Genomic DNA, 18,535 nt, shown 5'->3' on the forward strand with positions numbered 1-18,535 from the left:
CCATCCCCCTGCCCGCCCTGCGCCTGATGGTGCAGGCCCGCCAGATCGCGACCTATTGCCGCGCAGCCCTGCGTGGCGACTCGCCCACGGGGGAGATGGCCCTGCGCTGCCTTGCGGAAGTCGAACGCCGCTACCACCGTGCCGATGGCGCGGCGGGGTGGGTTTTCTCCGTTGCCCCCGACGGGCGGCCCGCCGACGGGCGGCGCGACCTGTACGCCCATGCCTTCATCCTGTATGCCCATGCGTGGGCTTATCGCCTGTCGGGCGATCCGGACCTGCGACGCCGCGCGGGCGATGCGGCAGACGAACTGGAGGCCATATTCCGCACCTCCGGCCCGGGATTCATGGATGCCGTGCCGCCCCATGACGCCATCCGGCGGCAGAACCCCCACATGCACCTGCTGGAAGCATGGCTGGCGCTGTTCGAAGCCACGGGAGAGGATATTTACCGTGACCGTGCCGCTGCACTGGTCACGCTGGCCACCACGCGCTTCATTGACCCGGCCAGCGGCCTGCTGCTGGAAGATTTCACCGCTGACTGGCACCCCCTTCACCCTGCGGGCCAGAACCGGGCGGAACCGGGTCACCTGCTGGAATGGTCATGGCTGCTGCATGAATACCTGCGCCTGTGCGCACCACGGGATGCGGACGGTATCCGGCAGGTTGCCGAACGGCTGCATCGGGTTGCCCTGGCCCATGCCGCGTCCGCCCGTCCCCCCGTCATCCGCAATGCGGTGGGGCAGGATGGACGGGTCATGGACGGGGGCACGCGTATCTGGCCCCAGACGGAACTGATGCGCTCCCTTGGAACGAATATGGGGTCATCGGGCATGATCGCGGGCGTGCTGGCGCATTTCGCCACCCATTATATCCCGCCCCACCTGAATGGAGGGTGGATCGACCGCCTGAACGCGGACGGGACACCGGCCATGGATCATATGCCCGCCAGTTCGCTGTACCATATTTACGGAGCGGTCTGCGACCTGACCGATGGCAGGGCGGGCGCTGGATAAACGTTTTCGGGTGTCGCCTTTTTTTCAAAAAGACAGCATCCCTTGAAGCTTTTTGGGGTCTGTTGGGAATTATACTTTTTCAAAGTCACCAAATGTGATTCAAAATCCGTATGGATCGCTTCGTACTGACAGACGCCCAATGGGCGCAAATGGAACCGCTGTGCCTTGGCAAGAAAACAGATCGCGGGCGCAGCGGGCAGGACAACCGTCTTTTCATTGAGGCGGTCCTCTGGATTGCCCGGACCGGCAGCCCATGGCGGGACCTTCCGACGTATTTCGGACATTGGAACTCTGTCTATTCCCGTTACAGCGACTGGATGAAAGCCGGTGTTTTCAAACGGCTTTTTGAAGCGGTCTCTGACGATGCCGACATGGAATATGCGATGATCGACGGCACGGTGGTCCGGGTTCACCGCCATGGCCAAGGCGCAAAAGGGGGACCCGAAGTCAGGCGATAGGACGCAGTGTGACGGGATGGTCCACCAAGATCATCGCCATGACTGACGCCCTGGGCAATCTGGTACGCTTTACGCTTATCCCCGGCCAGCATTACGACACGGTCGGGGTGGCGCCGCTTCTCGAACCGGCTGATTTCGAGGGACTTCTTGCTGACAAGGCGTTCGATGTCCACTGGATCGTGGACACCATACGCGCGCAAGGGGCCCGCGTGGTCATTTCCCAGCGTCGGAACCGCCTCGACAGGCGATCCTTCGATGGCGCCCTGTTCAAGGCGCGCCATCTCATCGAGAACTTCTTCTGCAAGCTCAAGGAGTTCAAGCGCATCGCCATGCGAAGCGACAAGACCGACAGATCATTCGCAGCGATGATTTATCTCACCGCCGCAATCATCAATTCGCGTTAATTCCCAACAGACCCTGAAAAAAGGCAGCACCCAAAAACTTTTATTTTTATCAATTCATTACTTGGCGATACCGTTCAGGGCGTTCCCATTCGGCAGAACCGGAATCCCGTCCCCGGTCGGTCATGACGTGCCAGCACATGCGCCAGGCGGGGCTGGGTCACGGTCGTGGCGATCTGTTCATCCATTTCCATCACGATAAAACGACGCGTGCCGCCATCTTCCGCGTTCAGGTCCATGACGGCCTGCGCTGTGGTGCCTGAACCGCCAAAGGCATCCAGCACCACGGCTGCGGGATCCGGACATAACGCGCGCAACAGGTAGGTCACCAGTGAAAGCGGTTTGGGATAATCAAAGCGCACGCCGCATTGTGCCAGTTCGGTCGCGGCCTGCTGCACCGTTCCCATGCCCTCCAGCACCGTCAGGATATGGCTGGGCTGCGCCTGCCGGTCCTTTTCCATAAAGACCGCACCGCTGGACGTCAGGTAAAAGCGCGTTTTCAGGCCCTGCCGGTCAATGATGTCGCGAAACCCCGCCGCGATGAAGGCCGCGCACTGACGGCGGGAACTCCACCCGCTGCGCAGGGTCACGGCCTGCGCCAGACGGCCGTCCCGGACCACAACCGGCGCATCAAACCGCGGCCAGAAGCCGGGATCGGTCGGGACGGGAATAACGCCATCATCAACGCGGGCGGGAAAGCCCGCCGGCAGCACAAGGTCGGACACCGGGTTGCGCGGTCCATTCTTGATGATGGTGTTGCGGATGACCGGCCGCCGCAGCTTGCTGCGCGCGCCCACCTGCGGGGCCAGCACGCGGCCGGGCACGAAGCGCCTGGCGTCGCGTGCAAACACCACGACATATTCATGGTTGGTCTTGATCCGGCTGTGGTTGTCGATATTGCCGGTATTGACCCATACAAACGTCGCCAGAAAATTTCCGGGCCCGAATGCCTCCTCCATCAGCAGGCGCAGGCGGGGATATTCGCGGTCATCAATACAACAGGCAATCACGCCATTTTCCGCCATAAGCTGCCGCAGTTGCAGCAGGCGTGGATACATGAGGCACAGCCAGCGGTCCTGTCGTGACAGGCTGCCTGCCTTCTCCGGTCCAAGGACTGTCTCCAGCCAGCGCAGGGCGGCGGGGGTGCTGGCGCTGTCATCATACAGCCAGTCGCGTCGCCCGGTATTATAGGGCGGGTCGATCAGCACCATGTCCACCTGCCCCGCATGATCGGGCATGAGCGCACCAAGTGCCGCAAGATTATCCCCCAGGATAACCATATCACCCCCCTCCGCCGCCCCGCAGGACAGATGGGGATCAACCAGCAGCACATCCGCGCGCATCCGTTCCAGACAGGTCGCAACGGCGTGCTTGCCCTCCCATTCCAGCGTGGCCACGTGCCCTCCCGTTCCTGCCTGCCCATTTCAGTTTCCCCCACCTCCTGCTCCGTATGCAAATGGGAGAGTGATATATTAACCAATGATTTTATATATTATGATTGATAATATCATAAACAGGCCAGCATGGGTCAGCCAGTAAAAGCTTGATATGTCTTATGAAAGCACGTCGCCGCAGCCGGCTGGCACCTGCCGGATTACTGCGTTGCGCGCACGTCCACGCGCGGCACTCCGGAGATTACTGGCGTCAATCGCAATACAGCGACCCTGTCCTACCGCAAGATTCGGGAAATTATTGCCAGACATATCGCAGAAAAAGTCGCCATTTTCGGGCTACTCAAGCGCAGCGGCCGCGTCCATACCGTGATGCCCCTCCCGATGCGGTCCCCAAATTTATTCTGCCATCCCGTCCAAGACCGTGACGACATGAATTACCGCCCCGCCACTTGCATCGGTTCCGCCAGCACGTATGCGATGCGCCCGTTGGACCGCCAGCAGCATAGACCACACGACCGTCACCCGGATCATGGCGTGCCTACCCTGGCGCCCCCGATCGGACCATTCCGGTTTTATGGTTGCATATCATGCGGGTAATGGTGCCATGCCCGCAGATATGATAGGCCTGTTCAGGGAAAAGTTTCGTAACCAGCCAGACTGATACAGGATACGGTTTTTTGAATCGCGACCTTTTCAACAGCAAGGCCATGGATACGCTGGAAGCGATGCTGAACACGCGCACTGTGAACGAACTGGCCGCCCAGTTTCATAAAGCTGTCAGCCAGATCGGTGATTTCTACTGTGTTGCGGGCATCATCAAAAAATTCCAGCCCGGTGGCCTGCGCCCCACGACATCCAGCTATCCTGTCCAGTGGACCAGTCATTACATGAGCCGCAATTACGGGCAGGTGGACCCGGTTCTGCGTCGTGCAATGACCAGTCATACAGGGTTCGGGTGGCATGCATGCGACCCGGTGCAGAAGCAGGAAAAAGCACTGGTCACCGACATGCATGACCTTGGCCTGCAGGACGGCTTTGTCATGCCGATCCACGGCCCGGATTCTTCGGTCTTTCTGGTCAATTTCGGACAACTTGCACGCAAGGCGATATCACGGCGCGTTCAGGCGGCCCTTTCAATGCTGACCATGCAGTATTATCAGCATTACCATTACCTGACGGCGGCACCGGAACCGGAACTTCCCCTGCTGACACAGCGCGAATGCGAATGCCTGTCATGGGTGGCGAATGGCAGGACCACGGTGGATATCTCGGATATCCTGAAGCTGAATGAAAATACCGTAAAATTCCATCTCAAGAATGCGCAGCGCAAGCTGGAATGCACCAACCGCGTCACGACCGTGCTCAAGGCCATCTCGCTTGGCCTGATTGTCATCTAGCATTCTGCCCGTCAGGCCCGTTACCTGACGGCACCATGGCAGTCCATGCCACATGCCCTGCATGGCGGCATCCCAACGGTGCGATTTATGTAATGCTGGTACAGGATACGCCCTGTAACCCACGCTTCACCTGCAATCCGGGTAAAAAATAAGCGGGCTGGATAATCAATTATTAATTGATCTGCCCTAGCAGAATGACTGTGCGCGCCCGACAGGTGGCCCTGCCGCCAGTTATTCCATTCCGCCCCAGCCAAGGTAAAGACATTGTCCGCGGACTTGCTCCTGACATTGACCCCGACCGAGCAGCAGGATCTTGAAACCATAGAGGAATCAGGCCTGTTTGATGCTGATTTCTATCTTTTGGTGCATCAGGACGTTGCCGGGTCGAAAATCGATCCCCTGATCCACTATGTCAAATACGGTTTCCGGGAAGGACGCCAGCCCAACCGCAATTTCCGCCCCGCGTCATATCTGCGCCAGTATCCCGATGCGGATGCCAACAACCGCAACCCCTTCATCCATTTCCTGAAAACACATGGCGGCTGCCATATCGCCCATCATGGGCTGTTGCCCCGTTTCCACCTGGAAGACCTGAGCATCGGCGCAAGAACGCTGGAACAGCTGCCGTTCTTCACCCCCGATCTCTATCACGACATCAACCGCGACATTGAACGCGCGACTACTGACATGGCCGAACATGCCCTGCTGTATGGCGTGCCGGAAGGGCGACGCATTTTCGGCGCCCTGCATGTTTCACGCACACTGGGCGCGCTGTGCGCGGCCAGGGGGCTGGATGATGCGGACTACATGGTCGCTGATGGCACGGTGCCGGACAGTATCGGTGTCTATTACAATTCCCACGGCAATGTATTCATTCACGAAATCGCATCGGACCTGTGCACGACATTGCGCGAGAGCGGGCTGAACTGTGTTCTGCTGGATGAAACCGGCAATCCCGATGACCGGCCCGAACTGTGCATTTTCGTAGCGCCGCATGAATTCTTCCATCTGGGACAGGGTCAGGACTGGGCCACTGGCGCCATCATTCGTGACGCCATCATGTTCAATACCGAACAGCCACAGACCCTGTGGTTTGAACGCGGCATTCCCTTCCTGCTCATGGCGGCCGGTGTCATCGATATCTGTCACCAGATGGCGGAAAGCTTCCGGCAGGCCGGGCTGCCAGCCATCCATTTCACCCCCAATATCGGCACGGAACGCACCTACCTGCACAAAGGCGACATGCAGCATGCCATGGTACGCATTCTGCCGCCTGCATGCCGCAGGCAGCCCGACCGGAACACCCCTTTTGCCGACCGGCAACTCGATATCAGTTTCTTTGGCGGCCTATCGGCGCACCGGGAGAAATTCTTTGCCCGCAATGCCGGTTTCTTCGCGCAGTTTCGCAATTACTTCTATTATCGCAAATTCACCACGCCCATAGATAGCAGCCCGCGGGACAATCCCCTTTCCCGCCTGGCATCGCATGTAGCGGGGCATTCCCGTATCGCACTGAACATCCACCGTGACGATTACGGTTTTTTCGAATGGCACCGCATCGTCAAGGGCGCGATGGCCAATGGCAGCGTGGTGGTATCCGAACCCTGCCTGCCGCATCCGGTCTTTCGCCCCAATGTGCATTTCCTTGAAGAAAGCGGCCGCCACATTCCCAACCTGATCGAATGGCTGCTGAACACGCCCGATGGTCAAGCAAAGGCCGAGGAGGTGCGCCTTGCGGCCATGCAGGCCATCGATACCCCCGCCCATAACCGTGCGCGCTGTGCGCGGATACGCGGGTTCATTTCGCATGTATGGAGCACACCGGAGGCATGAGCATCACCGCCCCATGGATGGCCACCGGCCAGACCGCGTTCACATTCCGCAGCCGTCGCAAGAAACCGGCGGACCTGGTCAGCATATGCCTTACCAATTTCAATTATGGCCGGTATGTTCCCGAAGCCCTCGATTCCATTGCGGCCCAGACCCATACGGCCCTTGATCTGGTTGTGGTGGACGACCATTCGGACAGCGACGCGTCCGTGGCCCTGATTACGGCATGGATGGAAGAAAACCGTGACCGTTTCTGGCGCTGCACCCTGATCGTGCATCCGCGTAACCAGGGACCATCCGAGGCCCGCAATACTGCCTTCAAGCATGCCGTCGGCGCGTTTGTGTTCGTAATGGACTCGGATAACACCATATACCCCCGCGCCATAGCCCGGCTGCATGAAGCCGCGCGCGATGGCGGGTTTGACGCCACATACAGCCAGCTGGAATATTTCGGCAAGGAACAGCGCATCGGATCAGCCGACATATGGGATCCCGCCCAGATGGCGCGGGAAAACTACGTTGATGTAATGGCCCTGATCCGCCGACAGGCATGGGCGGATGTGGATGGCTACAGCCATATTGACCAGGGCTGGGAAGATTATGATTTCTGGCTGAAATTCATCGACCATGGCTTCGAGGCCGCGTACGTGCCCGAAATCCTGTGCCGTTACCGCATGCATGGCAATTCGCGCACTACGAACGATGCATGGGCCGCCCATGAAAGCCTGCGTGCCATCATGGCTTTCCGTCATCCCGAACTCAGCGCGCGCTATCACCTGCTGCCTGACGGGAAAGTATAAAAAAGTAATAAAAGTTTCCGGGTGCCGCCTTTTTCCAAAAAAGCGGCATTCTCCTAAGCTTTTTGAAAAAGCTTCACCAGAAACTTTTCATTGATTAGCCGGATATTTTAAAACGGGTATCGGAATCCCCTATGACGAAGGGATATTTCCGCCACTCCCGCTTGTCCCTATGATGCCGGGCATGAGACCGCATCCCCCCTGCGCCACACCACCTGCGACCCGCCGCCGGATTATCGTCACCGGCTGCGATCACACCTATTTCCATCTGGTGGGTGAACTGATCGCCTCCATACGCGATCATGCCGATACGCCCATCGGGGTCATCGACTGCGGCATGACGCCGGAACAGGTGGCACAGCTACAGGCACAGGGCATACGGACCATCACACCCCATATCCCCGATTATGCCCCCAGACGCACCATTCGGAACCGACCCAGCCTCGCCATCAACATAAGCAAGCTGTGGCTGGACCAGATGCTGCCGGAATTCGACCTGATTGCGTGGCTGGATGCCGATACATGGGTACAGGACGGACGCGCACTGGAACAGGTATTTGCTGCGGGTGAGAGCGGCACGCTGGCCATCGTGCCGGAAATTGGCGCCAAGATCGCCAACCTGCTGGGGGTGCGCTGGATCTGTCCGGGGTGGATGCAGATCCGCTCCTTCCTTTACAAGAATGCCAGTCGCGCCCGGCTGCCGTTCCATATCCGCAAGCGCATCGGCGCCAAACCCCTGCTGAACGCAGGCGTGTTCTGCCTGCATCGCAATGCCACGATCTGGCCCGTGCTGCGACGGTGGCAGGCGCTGATCCTGCCCCGGCGCGGCATGGCGTTTACACAGGACCAGCTATGCATGGCACTGGCGGTCTATATTGATGGCCAGCCCGTCACCTTTCTGGATAACGGTCACAACTACCTTGGCCCATGGCTGATGGATGAAACCACCGGGCAACTGGCCAACCTGTTCTTTCCCCATTCGCCCGTGGGCATCGTTCACATGGCATCCCAGAAGGCCATGCGCAGCGCGCTGGAAAACACCATGACCATCCCCACCGTTCAGGGTGGCCAGGTTGCCCTCAACCTGCGTTATGCCGGCATGCGCCAGTTCCGGCGCAACAGGTCAGAAACCGTTTGAAAAGTCCGGCCGGAAACATACCATTACCATCAGGAAATTTGGGGTGAAGCTTTTTTCAGAAAGCTTCAAAGAACGCTACCTTTTTTAAAAAAGGCGGCACCCAAAAACTTTTATTGTTTCTCAAACAGTCATTCAGCCTTTTTATCCGCACGCGCCGCCTGCACGCGTTCAGCGGCGCTGCGTAGCTGTTCAGCAAGGTTAAGGGCCAGTTCCGGGGGCAGTACGGTCACCACACGTTTGTTGCCCTTGGGCATGTGTTCGGGTGACGTTGCCATGAACAGGTCCATGACCACGATGGAATCCTGCACCGCTTCCGCCCCGCAACTGACGGTAGGATAGACCACAGCCCGACCGGCTGCATCGCGTTCTTCGTTCATGATGGAAAATACCTTGTCATGCCACCGTGTCAGCGCGCGGTGGGGGGACGTGTCTGTTCACGCCGCAGTTTCAGGTTCAGGTCCTGTATCGTCTTGCGCGCCATGGCCAGTTCGTCACGCATACGCGCCAGTTCCGTCTTCAGCGCCGCGATTTCGGCCCGCAGGGCGGGGGGATGATCAGCCATCTGCACACTTCCTTATGATATCAGGAGGGTTTGACACCGGACGCAAACCGGGCGCGCACCTGTTCAAACAGGGTCCGCGCCGCCATATCCTTTGCATCCGTATGGTCGATATGATGACGCATGTGTGCTGCAATTTCATCCGCATGCAGCACCTTGGCATCAACCAGCATCTGCATAAGGTCCATGACCACAAGCTGCTGGGCCGCAATCATCTTGACCACGGGCATCACCTTGGCCTGCGCCGCGTCGCCTGCTGCCTGCGCAAGGGCCTTGCGCAACTGGTCCGTGACCGCCTCATCATTCATGATTGTGCTACTCCGCTCTTGTCATCATGCGGCAGGCATGGTGATAGCAAACGGCCAGCGCAGCAATGCTGCCCATGCAGGGCGGCCCATAAGCTTACGATATACCTTCCGCCCAACAGGACCGTAAACCGCCATGTCATCCCCCATCATACCCGATGATGAATTACATGTGACCTACATACTGGCATCCGGCCCGGGCGGACAGAACGTCAACAAGGTCGCAACCGCGGCCCAGCTGCGTTTTGACGCCCGCAATTCGCCCACCCTGTCGGGCCGGGTCAAGCACCGGCTGATCGAGGTTGCAGGCAGCCGGATGACAGCCGATGGCGTGATCGTGCTGACAGCCCGGCGTTTCCGCAGCCAGACCCGCAACCGCGAAGATGCGGTCGCCCGCCTGCAGGACATGATTACACAGGCCAGCATGGTGCAGGCATACCGCGTGCCCACACGTCCCTCACGCACGCAGCGCAGGAAGCGGATGGACAACAAACAGCATCGCAGCCGCATCAAGCAGGGCCGCAGCGGCCGTTATACGGACTGAATACAGACAGGCCGCATCTTCAGAACAAGGCACGCCACAAGATATAAAGACGTTTCGCGTGAAGCCTCTTTTCAAAAGTTTCGGGAAAGGAACATCCAGACAACTTTTGTTGTGTCTTACCCGTGATTTATTTCCCAAACGGTTTCTTATGCAACCGCCTGCTTCTGTTCCGCCCTGATGCGCTGGAGCAGCGGCACGAATTCTGACAGATGCCCGATACGGATCAATCCCGGCCATTGCGGCGCAGGCCGCGACAGGTCACGCAGCAGTACGCAGGCCATGCCCGCGCGGCGGGCAGCTTCGGCACCGGCATCTGAATCTTCCAGCACAATGCAGTTACCCGGCGGAATGTTATCCTGTTCAGCCGCATACAAGTACAGGTCGGGCCGGGGCTTGGGCATGTTCAGGTCACGTCCCGAATGGATGCGGTCTTCATCCAGCATCCTGTCCAGACCCGTACTACTAAATTTCGCGTCCATTTCCGCCATGGATGAATTGGACCCGATACGCACCGGCAGCCCTAGGCCAAGTGTGGCCTTCAGCATGTCTTCCGCACCATCAACGGTCTGGGCGTCGGTTTTCATCATGGTGACGATGCGGTCCTGCACCTGCATGTCCCAGTCATCGGGTAATGTCCTGCCACTTTCCTGCGCGATGCGATCACGGATCTTGGCCAGTTCGCCGCCGGTAAACAGTTTGTTTGCCTGCTCGTCCGTAATGTTCCAGCCGTATTTCCGCGCTTCCTGCGCCATGATGCAGGTGGAGAGGTATTCCCCATCGACCAGAACGCCATCACAATCGAAAATAACCATGCGCAACTTCCCATCAGGACGCACGGCAGCGGGTAGTTGATTATCGGATTTGCCATGTAAATTCAAATTTCAGACCCTACCTTTCATGTACTTCTTGTGCACTGAAACAAAAACCATATTGCACCACAAGCCATAAATTAAGGATATGAGATGATTTTTCATATTGGAAGAACAAAATTTACATTTTTTCGTAATCAATCCAATACAGATATATTTTTATTATTTGTTTAATTTTTAAATTTATTTATTATATAAATTTGTATCTATCAAGAAATGCAATCACAATGCTCCATAATCTACCACACTTTACTTGAATACCATTACGGCCCGGCATGCATGCAACATGTCCGGGCCGTAATGCAATGAAGATATCCTGAATACTATGTCCTATCCCTTGTGTGTGGCCTTCTGCCCTTTGGCCGGCTGTGGGACAGGGGTATGTTCGGTCCAGCCACCACCCAGCGCACGGTACAGTGTCACAAGGTTCTGGTAACGCGACACCGCGATGGATATCTGCCACTGCTGCGCCTGCAGATAATTCCGCTGCGAGACGAGCGACGTAAGGTAGGAATCCGTCCCCGCCCTGTATCGCAGCATGGCCAGCCGGTAGGCATCTCCCGTAGTGGAGACATAACGGTCCATCTGCCCGGTTTCATCACGGTAGGTATCACGCGCGGCCAGCGCATCCGCCACTTCACGGAAGGCGGACTGCACCGTTTTTTCATATGCCGCCGCCTTGGACGCCCGCATGGCGCGCGATGCCTTCAGGTTGCCGCTGTTCTGACCCCAGTTCAGCAGGGGAACCTGCAACTGGGGCGACACACCCCATGTCGTCGCGGCCGATGTAAACAGCTTGTGCGGCTGCAGGCTGCTGATCCCGTCCGACGCCGTAAGCGTAATACGGGGGTAGAACGCCGCCTTGGCCGCGCCGATATCCGCATTCGCCGCCAGCAGGTCATGTTCAGCCGACATGATGTCGGGCCGATGTTCCAGCACATCCGCCGGCAGGCCGGGCGGCAGGTCCTGCATAATGGTCTGCTGCCCCAGCGGGTGCGCAGGGGGCAGGTTATCGGGAATGGGTTCACCAATCAGCAGGGTCAGCAGGTTTTCATCCTGCGCCACATGCCTGCGCGACTCATCACGGAAGGCGCCGCTCTGCGCAACCTGCGTTTCTGTCTGGCGCACAGTCATTTCATCCGTCTCACCATGCGTGAAACGGGTCTTGACCATATCCAGCGTCTGCTGCTGGGACGCCATGGTTTCATCCGACAGCTTCAGCTGCGCCTGATCGCCCAGCCAGGAGATATAGGCCGTGGCCACCTGCGATATGATGCTGATCAGCATCGCGCGGGCGTTTTCGCGCTGCATGAGCGCATGTTCCGCGGCTTCGCGCGACATGCTGCGGATACGCCCGAACAGGTCAATCTCGTAGGATGAGACGCCAATGCCCATCTGGTAATATTTGAACATGGGCGGGTTGCCGGTATCCAGGCCCGGCGCGAAGCTCAGACCGGCGGCGTCCGACGGTCCCTGGAATATTGCCTCGCCCCCGCCACTGATGGCGGGAAACAGGGTGGCGTGCTGGATATCATACTGCCCCTGCGCACGGCGGATATCGGCTGCCGCCTGCCGCAGGTCACGGTTTTCGCGGATGGCGATGGCAATCAGTGCCCTGAGACGGGGATCGGTAAAGAATTCCGCCCAGCCCAGATTGGCCGCCAGCGGGTTTTCCTGCACCGGATCACCGGTATTGGCATAGGTCGGCCATGCCTTGGCCAGGGGTGGCGTGGGGCGCTTGTAATGCGGGATCATGGTACATCCCGCCAGCAGCATTGCCGCCATGCCTGCCGTGGCCACACGCCGGATCGTAGGGAGAACGGTCATCTGCATTACTCTCCCTTTGCCCGTTCGGACATGCGCTGCACACGGAACAGGCGCAGCACGACCACAAAGAACAGCGGTACGAAATAAACGGCCAGCAACGTCGCCGTCACCATGCCGCCCACCACCGCCGTACCGATTGCAATACGTGCCGCCGACCCGGCCCCCGTGGCGATCGCCAGCGGGAACACGCCCACCACGAAGGCGATGGAAGTCATGAGGATGGGACGCAGGCGCTCACGCCCGGCTTCCAGCACGGATTCCTCCAGCGTTGCGCCATTTTCGAAAAATGCCTTGGCGAATTCCACGATCAGGATGGCGTTCTTGACCGCCAGCCCCACGGTGGTCAGCAGGCCGACCTGGAAATACACGTCGTTGGCCAGCCCACGCCCAAGGGTCGCGACAATCGCACCGAGCACACCCAGCGGAATGACCAGCAGCACGGCAAAGGGGATGGCCCAGCTTTCATACAGGGCGGCAAGGCAGAACAGGATGACGATCATGGCCAGCGCATAAAGCGGCCCGGTGGAAGACCCCGACGCCATCTGTTCAAAGGACAGGCCCGTCCATTCATAGCCGACACCCTTGGGCAGCCTGGTCAGGATTTCCTTCATCGCGGCGATCGAATCACCCGAACTGTAACCGGCCGCTGGCTGGCCAAGGATTTCAAAGGCGTTGAGGCCGTTATAGTCCTCCACCTTCTGCGGTCCCATGATCCACTCACCGGAAACGAAGGCGTTGAACGGCACCATGCCGCCCGTTGCGTTGCGGATATACCACTTGTTCAGATCGTCGGGAATCATGCGGGCATCCGGCTCGCCCTGGATATAGACCTGCTTTACACGGTCATCGCGCAGGAACTGGTTAACGTAGATCGACCCCAGCGCGCCCTCGATCGTGGTATTGATATCCGCGATGGTGATACCCAGCGCATTGGCCTTTTCGCGGTCGATGTTCAGGTGGAACTGCGGCGCGTCTTCCATGCCATTGGGGCGCACGGCCGTCAGGCGATGATCCTTCGCCGCCATGCCCAGTACCATGTTACGCGCTTCCAGCATCTTGGCATGGCCAAGGTGGCCACGGTCTTCCAGTTCAAGATCGAAGCCGGTGGCGTTACCCAGTTCCAGCACGGCGGGTGGGTTGATGGCAAAAATCTGCGCCACCGGGTCCATCCAGAAATGCATCATGATGCGCATGGCGATCGCGGCCGATGTCTGGCTGGCAGCGGGACGTTCATCCCAGTCCTTCAGCCGGATGAAGAAGGCGCCAGCACTCTGCCCCTGCCCGGCGAAGTTGAACCCGTTCATGGAATAGACGGATTCAACATTTTTGCCCTCGGTCTTGAGGATATAGTCGGCCACCTTGCGGTTGACGGCTGCCGTCTCCTCCAGCGTGGAACCGGCTGGCATGGTGACCTGACCAAAGATCAGGCCCTGATCCTCATCGGGCAGGAAGCCACCGGGCAGGCGCATGAATAACCAGGCCACGCCAACCGTAATCACGACGAACACCAGCATGGACAGCCCGGCATGCCCCAGCACGCGGGTCACACCTTTCTGGTAGCCATTGGTCAGGCGCGTGAAATGGCGGTTGAACCACCCAGCGAAACCGGTGGTCTTTTCATGACTGCCGGGCTTGAGCATGGTGGCGCACAGGGCGGGCGTCATGACCATGGCCACCAGCACCGACAGCCACATGGCCGCGACGATGGTGATGGAGAACTGCCGGTAGATCACCCCGGTTGACCCGCTGAAGGCCGCCATGGGCAGGAACACCGCCGTCAGCACCAGCACGATGCCGACCAGCGCGCCCGAAATCTCATCCATCGACTGGCGGGCGGCTTCCTTGGGCGAAAGCTGCTTTTCCGTCATGACACGCTCGACGTTTTCCACCACCACGATGGCGTCATCCACCAGCAGGCCGACAGCCAGCACCATGGCCAGCATGGTCAGCGTATTGATGGAAAACCCAAGGGCGGCAAGGATGCCGAATGTGCCCAGCAGCACTACCGGCACCGCGATGGTCGGGATCAGGGTGGCGCGGAAGTTCTGCAGGAACACCAGCATCACCAGGAACACCAGCGCGATCGCCTCGATCAGCGTGATGATCACGTCCTTGATCGACAGGATGATGAAGGGTTCCGTATCCAGCGGATAGACGGTCTTCAGCCCCGGCGGGAAGAACTGTTCCAGTTCCTTGACCTGCTCGCGGACCGCCGTTTCGGTCTGGAGCTGATTGGCCCCGGGTGCGAGTTTCAGCGCCATGCCTGATGCGGGCATGTTGTTGTAGAAGGAATGGGTATTGTAGGTCTGCGGTCCCAGTTCCACATGCGCGACATCACGGATGCGCACCTGCGATCCGTCCTGCTGTACCTTGAGCAGGATCTTTTCGAATTCCTCAGGCGAGCGCAGGCGCGTCGGCCCGATGATGGTAGCGTCCAGACGTGCGCCCTTAACCGCGGGCACGCCACCAAGTTCACCGGACGAGACCTGTATGTTCTGCGTCTGGATGGCGGCCTGCACATCGCCCACCGTCAGGCCGTACTTGTACAGCCTGGACGGGTCGAGCCAGATGCGCATGGCATATTCCGCACCGAACAGCGTATGGTCACCCACACCTGTCACCCGGCTGAGCGGATCGGAGATGTTGGACGCCACGTAATCGGCGATATCCGCGCCGCTCATGCTGTTATCGGTCGAGATGAAGGCGATGACCATCATGAAGTTCTTGACGGCCTTCGTGATGCTCAGCCCCTGCGCCGTCACTTCCTGTGGCAGCTTGGGCTGTGCAAGCTGCAGCTTGTTCTGCACCTGCACCTGCGCAATGTCGGGATTGGTTCCCTGCGCAAATGTCAGGTCAATTTCCATCTGTCCCGATGCGTAGGACTGCGAGGAAATATATTCTAGGTGATCCAGCCCGAACATCTGCTGCAGGATGGGGCGCACGACCGTATCGTTCACCGTATCGGCGGACGCACCGGGATAGGTGACTGAAATCGCAATCTGTGGCGGGGCGATGCTGGGATACTGGGCGATGGGCAGGCGGAAGATCGAAACCGCGCCCACCAGCATGATAATCAGCCCGATCACCCACGCAAAAACGGGCCGGTCAATAAAAAAGCGTGACAGAGACATGGGGGCTTATCCTGCCTTGGACGGGGCGGACACATCCGCTGGGGCCACGGTATCGCCGGGATGGATCTTCTGCAGGCCCTCGACCACCACGCGGTCCCCCCCCTTCAGCCCGTCCGTGACCAGCCAGTTCGTGCCGATGGCCTGGCTGACGGTGATGGCGCGCAGGTTCACCTTGTTATCGGCATCAACCACCCATACCTGCGCGTCACCATGGGAATTGCGCTGCACCGCCTGTTGCGGCACCAACAGGGCGGTGGGGTCTGTTCCCTCGGCCAGCTGGGCATGGACATACATGCCCGGCAGCAGAAGGCGGTCAGGATTGGGCATGACGGCACGCACCACAACCGTGGCTGTGGATTCGTCAACATTCACTTCCGAAAATTCCATGCGACCGGAATGTTCGTACGTGGTCCCATCCTCCAGCGAAATGGTTATGGCAGCAGCATTATCACCCGCACGTGTCAGCCGTCCCTGCGCCAGTTCACGCTTGAAGCGCAGCAGTTCGGTCGCAGGCAGGTTCACGTCCACATAAATCGGGTCAAGCCGGGTAACGATCGCGACGTTGTTCGTCTGGTTGGCGGTTACCAGTGCACCAACGGTCAGGATGGAACGGCCAATACGTCCGGTAATCGGCGCATTCATATGGGTATAGCCCAGATCAACCGTGGCGCGTTCCAGCTGCCCCCTGGCGGTCAGGACATCACCCTGCGCCGCACGTTCGGCGGCCAGCGCGTCATCATATTCCTGCTGGCTGACGGCATGGGCCTTGAGCAATGGCCCGTAGCGGTTCAGCTTGGCGCGGGCGGTGACCTCGCTGCCCTGTGCATGCAGCAGCTGGCCCTGCGCGCTGTCTACTGCCGCCTGATAGATACGGGGATCAATCTGATACAGCTGTTGCCCGGCCTGCACATCAGTGCCCTCGACAAACAGGCGCTGCTGGATGACACCGCTGACCTGGGGACGGACCTGCGCGATTTCAAAGGCTTCGGTACGTCCCGGCAGCATCGTGTGGATTTCCACCGGTTCTGCCCTGAGCGTCACAACCTTGACCGGCTGTGGCGGAAGCTTGGGGGAAACCGCATGCCGCTGACATGCTGCCAAGGCAAGTATCAAAGCCGCCGGGGCTACGACACGGGAATAATGCATCATGGTCACCAACCGGCTTGTAGGCCGTTATATATAAAATGTTTCTGAATCACGGGTGTGCCGTTTCCCGCACATGGCCGCCATAAGAAAGCCAAATAACGAAACCATTTGGTTTTCAATGAATTGAAAACTATATCGTCTCCATAAGCCGGTCAAGCAGGATACCCGCACAAAAGCGGTCGGAGCATATTACGAATGAGCAAGAATGGACATGGAGCCCCAGCATCTGCGTCGCACGATTGCGACAGCCGCAGGCGTGGGCCGGGCCGACCGCCAGAAATGGAAGAATGTGAACGCCGGGAACGGATTCTGGACGCCGCAAGCGAGGTGCTGCAGCAATGTGGCTACCATGCCGCCTCGATGGACAAGGTGGCGCAGCATTCCGCCATGTCCAAGCGCACGCTGTACCAGATGTTCCATTCCAAGCAGGACCTGTTCCATACCCTGATCAACAGTCGACTGTTCAACGTCACGCCAGATGAATGCCATTACCGCGAAAACCCGGCAGAGGAACTGACCGAACTTCTAATGAACCTTGGCCGGATCATTCTCCGGCCCGACCGGATCAGCCTGATCCGGGCATTGATTACCGAATCCCAGGAATCAGCGGATATCCGGCAGATCCTGACCAGCCTGCGCGCAGGCGGAAAGGAAAACGTGCTGACAGGCTGGCTGGACCGTTATGTGCGCCAGAACCACTATATCGTGGAAGGCGATATATGTATTTACAGCAACATGCTGTTCGGCATGACCATAGGCGACCTGATGCTGCAGAGCCTGGCCTGCGCATCTGAATCAACATGGATTGAAGAGAACATGCGACCGCGTTTTCAGCATGCGGCGCGAATTTTCCTGGCAGGCTTCCAGCAGGACTGCGATACATCCACCAGTTCATCCCGGTAGGATGCCCTAGAGGTTCTGACGCATTTCCTGCCGGATTGCGTTGCACTTCTTGGTAAAGACGCTGGCTTGTGATGCCGTCATGAAATTGATGATGAATGCCCCGACAAGCGAACAGAATGACAGGGAAATCATTATTTTACCGGTCATGCCAATAACGGCATCATAATATTCTGCTGAATACCACAGAAGGAACATACTAAGAACAGCACCAAGAAAACCAAGAATGCCTGTGGAGTGAATAAGGGAGTCTTCTTCATTGCTGAAGTCGGATGATTCCTTCCACAACATATATAGTTTTTCGTTCATTTCATCCACCTGGCAATCATGTTCCAGCTGTGCCGCGCTGGTCAGCTTGCCGGGGGCGGAACGATGCATGTCGAGTTCCTGCTGTGCCTTGGCAAATACACGCCGACGTTCTTTTATGGCAGGCAGACTAATATCCACAAAGCTGAGAATTGCCACGTTCAGGCCAGCCGATAGCTGCACGACCGCCTGAAAATCTCCCCATGTCTGATTCATGTGGCTTCCCCTTTCCCACACATACCTGCCGTTAGGATACTGTAAGGAAATGGAGAGCAGGAGATCGCAAAACCGTTAGGCAGGGCTGCATTTGGCCATACAGGACGTTTTTTACGCCGTACGCAAAAAATCCGCCTCAGGGGGCGGCATTTTTGTTAGATATCAGTATATTCGGCTTGGTTGCGGGGGCAGGATTTGAACCTGCGGCCTTCAGGTTATGAGCCTGACGAGCTACCGGGCTGCTCCACCCCGCGGTGGTGAGGGGTGACTGGAAGACCTGGCGGCGACCGACTTTCCCGTGCCT

17 protein-coding genes and 1 tRNA gene are annotated in these 18,535 nt (G+C 58.4%); 8 read left to right on the forward strand and 10 right to left on the reverse strand.

Annotated features, from left to right (window positions below):
* Both F1542_RS09660 and F1542_RS09665 read left to right on the forward strand, forming a co-directional pair.
* On the forward strand, positions 1 to 1,013 hold a 1,013-nt coding region (locus F1542_RS09660; protein ID WP_193732856.1), incomplete at its 5' end, for an AGE family epimerase/isomerase.
* 110 nt (positions 1,014 to 1,123) lie between these two features.
* Positions 1,124 to 1,875 (forward strand): IS5 family transposase gene (locus F1542_RS09665; RefSeq protein ID WP_193732857.1). Its coding sequence is split into 2 segments (ribosomal slippage): positions 1,124 to 1,454 and positions 1,454 to 1,875, totalling 753 coding nucleotides; the frame shifts between segments, so codons are not numbered across the junction.
* Positions 1,876 to 1,949: 74 nt separating this feature from the next.
* Here the strand turns inward: F1542_RS09665 and F1542_RS09670 are convergent.
* Complete coding sequence (locus F1542_RS09670; protein WP_193732858.1) at positions 1,950 to 3,269, reverse strand: site-specific DNA-methyltransferase; 1,320 nt, start codon at positions 3,267 to 3,269, stop codon at positions 1,950 to 1,952.
* Between the two features lie 674 nt (positions 3,270 to 3,943).
* On the opposite strand from F1542_RS09670, the gene F1542_RS09675 reads away from it, so the two are divergent.
* From F1542_RS09675 to F1542_RS09690, 4 genes are all read left to right on the forward strand, one after another.
* Positions 3,944 to 4,663, forward strand: coding sequence for an autoinducer binding domain-containing protein (locus tag F1542_RS09675; protein ID WP_193732859.1), 720 nt, complete (start codon positions 3,944 to 3,946; stop codon positions 4,661 to 4,663).
* Positions 4,664 to 4,927: 264 nt separating this feature from the next.
* Positions 4,928 to 6,496 carry a hypothetical protein gene (locus F1542_RS09680; RefSeq protein WP_193732860.1) on the forward strand — a complete coding sequence of 523 codons (1,569 nt, stop codon included), beginning with the start codon at positions 4,928 to 4,930 and terminating at the stop codon, positions 6,494 to 6,496.
* Positions 6,493 to 7,293 (forward strand): glycosyltransferase family 2 protein, encoded by an 801-nt coding sequence (locus tag F1542_RS09685; protein WP_193732861.1) that lies wholly within the window; start codon positions 6,493 to 6,495, stop codon positions 7,291 to 7,293. The genes F1542_RS09680 and F1542_RS09685 overlap by 4 nt, the downstream gene beginning before the upstream one ends.
* Positions 7,294 to 7,462: 169 nt before the next feature.
* A complete protein-coding gene (locus tag F1542_RS09690; protein ID WP_193732862.1) occupies positions 7,463 to 8,428 on the forward strand; it encodes a glycosyl transferase in 966 nt (321 codons plus the stop codon).
* Positions 8,429 to 8,556: 128 nt separating this feature from the next.
* Here the strand turns inward: F1542_RS09690 and F1542_RS09695 are convergent, their stop codons facing one another.
* Genes F1542_RS09695 through F1542_RS09705 form a run of 3 tightly spaced genes read right to left on the reverse strand, consistent with a single transcriptional unit; the run spans position 8,557 to position 9,295 of the window.
* Positions 8,557 to 8,805, reverse strand: coding sequence for a hypothetical protein (locus F1542_RS09695; RefSeq protein WP_193732863.1), 249 nt, complete (start codon positions 8,803 to 8,805; stop codon positions 8,557 to 8,559).
* Between the two features lie 29 nt (positions 8,806 to 8,834).
* Positions 8,835 to 8,990 (reverse strand): hypothetical protein, encoded by a 156-nt coding sequence (locus tag F1542_RS09700; RefSeq protein WP_167331474.1) that lies wholly within the window; start codon positions 8,988 to 8,990, stop codon positions 8,835 to 8,837.
* A gap of 20 nt (positions 8,991 to 9,010) precedes the next feature.
* Positions 9,011 to 9,295: a hypothetical protein gene (locus tag F1542_RS09705; protein WP_010512245.1), complete on the reverse strand. Its 285-nt coding sequence runs from the start codon at positions 9,293 to 9,295 to the stop codon at positions 9,011 to 9,013.
* Between the two features lie 133 nt (positions 9,296 to 9,428).
* On the opposite strand from F1542_RS09705, the gene arfB reads away from it, so the two are divergent.
* Positions 9,429 to 9,836: an alternative ribosome rescue aminoacyl-tRNA hydrolase ArfB gene (arfB, locus tag F1542_RS09710; protein WP_193732864.1), complete on the forward strand. Its 408-nt coding sequence runs from the start codon at positions 9,429 to 9,431 to the stop codon at positions 9,834 to 9,836.
* A 146-nt stretch (positions 9,837 to 9,982) separates the two neighbouring features.
* Here the strand turns inward: arfB and F1542_RS09715 are convergent, their stop codons facing one another.
* From F1542_RS09715 to F1542_RS09730, 4 genes are all read right to left on the reverse strand, one after another.
* Positions 9,983 to 10,648, reverse strand: coding sequence for an HAD family phosphatase (locus tag F1542_RS09715; protein ID WP_193732865.1), 666 nt, complete (start codon positions 10,646 to 10,648; stop codon positions 9,983 to 9,985).
* A 387-nt stretch (positions 10,649 to 11,035) separates the two neighbouring features.
* A complete protein-coding gene (locus tag F1542_RS09720) occupies positions 11,036 to 12,538 on the reverse strand; it encodes an efflux transporter outer membrane subunit (protein ID WP_193732866.1) in 1,503 nt (500 codons plus the stop codon).
* Positions 12,538 to 15,663, reverse strand: a complete 3,126-nt coding sequence (locus F1542_RS09725) for an efflux RND transporter permease subunit (RefSeq protein ID WP_275944687.1) — start codon at positions 15,661 to 15,663, stop codon at positions 12,538 to 12,540. Before F1542_RS09725 ends, F1542_RS09720 begins: the two co-directional genes overlap by 1 nt.
* A gap of 6 nt (positions 15,664 to 15,669) precedes the next feature.
* On the reverse strand, positions 15,670 to 16,812 hold the full coding sequence (locus tag F1542_RS09730) for an efflux RND transporter periplasmic adaptor subunit (RefSeq protein ID WP_275944688.1): 1,143 nt from the start codon (positions 16,810 to 16,812) through the stop codon (positions 15,670 to 15,672).
* 276 nt (positions 16,813 to 17,088) lie between these two features.
* Between F1542_RS09730 and F1542_RS09735 the strand changes: the two genes are divergently transcribed.
* Positions 17,089 to 17,712: a TetR/AcrR family transcriptional regulator gene (locus tag F1542_RS09735; RefSeq protein WP_193732867.1), complete on the forward strand. Its 624-nt coding sequence runs from the start codon at positions 17,089 to 17,091 to the stop codon at positions 17,710 to 17,712.
* Between the two features lie 6 nt (positions 17,713 to 17,718).
* Here the strand turns inward: F1542_RS09735 and F1542_RS09740 are convergent, their stop codons facing one another.
* Together F1542_RS09740 and F1542_RS09745 are read right to left on the reverse strand one after the other, a co-directional pair.
* Positions 17,719 to 18,231: a hypothetical protein gene (locus tag F1542_RS09740; RefSeq protein WP_193732868.1), complete on the reverse strand. Its 513-nt coding sequence runs from the start codon at positions 18,229 to 18,231 to the stop codon at positions 17,719 to 17,721.
* Between the two features lie 177 nt (positions 18,232 to 18,408).
* Positions 18,409 to 18,485 (reverse strand) — tRNA-Met (locus F1542_RS09745).
* Positions 18,486 to 18,535: the final 50 nt, after the last annotated feature.

The organism is Komagataeibacter sp. FXV3 (assembly GCF_015155755.1).
Taxonomy (GTDB): domain Bacteria; phylum Pseudomonadota; class Alphaproteobacteria; order Acetobacterales; family Acetobacteraceae; genus Komagataeibacter.

Excerpts from the sequence above, each read along its gene's own strand:
- F1542_RS09685 (WP_193732861.1), top strand. The coding sequence starts at position 6,493 with ATGAGCATCACCGCCCCATGGATGGCCACCGGCCAGACCGCGTTCACA.
- F1542_RS09690 (WP_193732862.1), top strand. The coding sequence starts at position 7,463 with ATGATGCCGGGCATGAGACCGCATCCCCCCTGCGCCACACCACCTGCG.
- F1542_RS09695 (WP_193732863.1), bottom strand. The coding sequence starts at position 8,805 with ATGAACGAAGAACGCGATGCAGCCGGTCGGGCTGTGGTCTATCCTACC.
- F1542_RS09700 (WP_167331474.1), bottom strand. The coding sequence starts at position 8,990 with ATGGCTGATCATCCCCCCGCCCTGCGGGCCGAAATCGCGGCGCTGAAG.
- F1542_RS09705 (WP_010512245.1), bottom strand. The coding sequence starts at position 9,295 with ATGAATGATGAGGCGGTCACGGACCAGTTGCGCAAGGCCCTTGCGCAG.
- arfB (WP_193732864.1), top strand. The coding sequence starts at position 9,429 with ATGTCATCCCCCATCATACCCGATGATGAATTACATGTGACCTACATA.
- F1542_RS09715 (WP_193732865.1), bottom strand. The coding sequence starts at position 10,648 with ATGGTTATTTTCGATTGTGATGGCGTTCTGGTCGATGGGGAATACCTC.
- F1542_RS09720 (WP_193732866.1), bottom strand. The coding sequence starts at position 12,538 with ATGCAGATGACCGTTCTCCCTACGATCCGGCGTGTGGCCACGGCAGGC.
- F1542_RS09725 (WP_275944687.1), bottom strand. The coding sequence starts at position 15,663 with ATGTCTCTGTCACGCTTTTTTATTGACCGGCCCGTTTTTGCGTGGGTG.
- F1542_RS09730 (WP_275944688.1), bottom strand. The coding sequence starts at position 16,812 with ATGATGCATTATTCCCGTGTCGTAGCCCCGGCGGCTTTGATACTTGCC.
- F1542_RS09735 (WP_193732867.1), top strand. The coding sequence starts at position 17,089 with ATGGAAGAATGTGAACGCCGGGAACGGATTCTGGACGCCGCAAGCGAG.
- F1542_RS09740 (WP_193732868.1), bottom strand. The coding sequence starts at position 18,231 with ATGAATCAGACATGGGGAGATTTTCAGGCGGTCGTGCAGCTATCGGCT.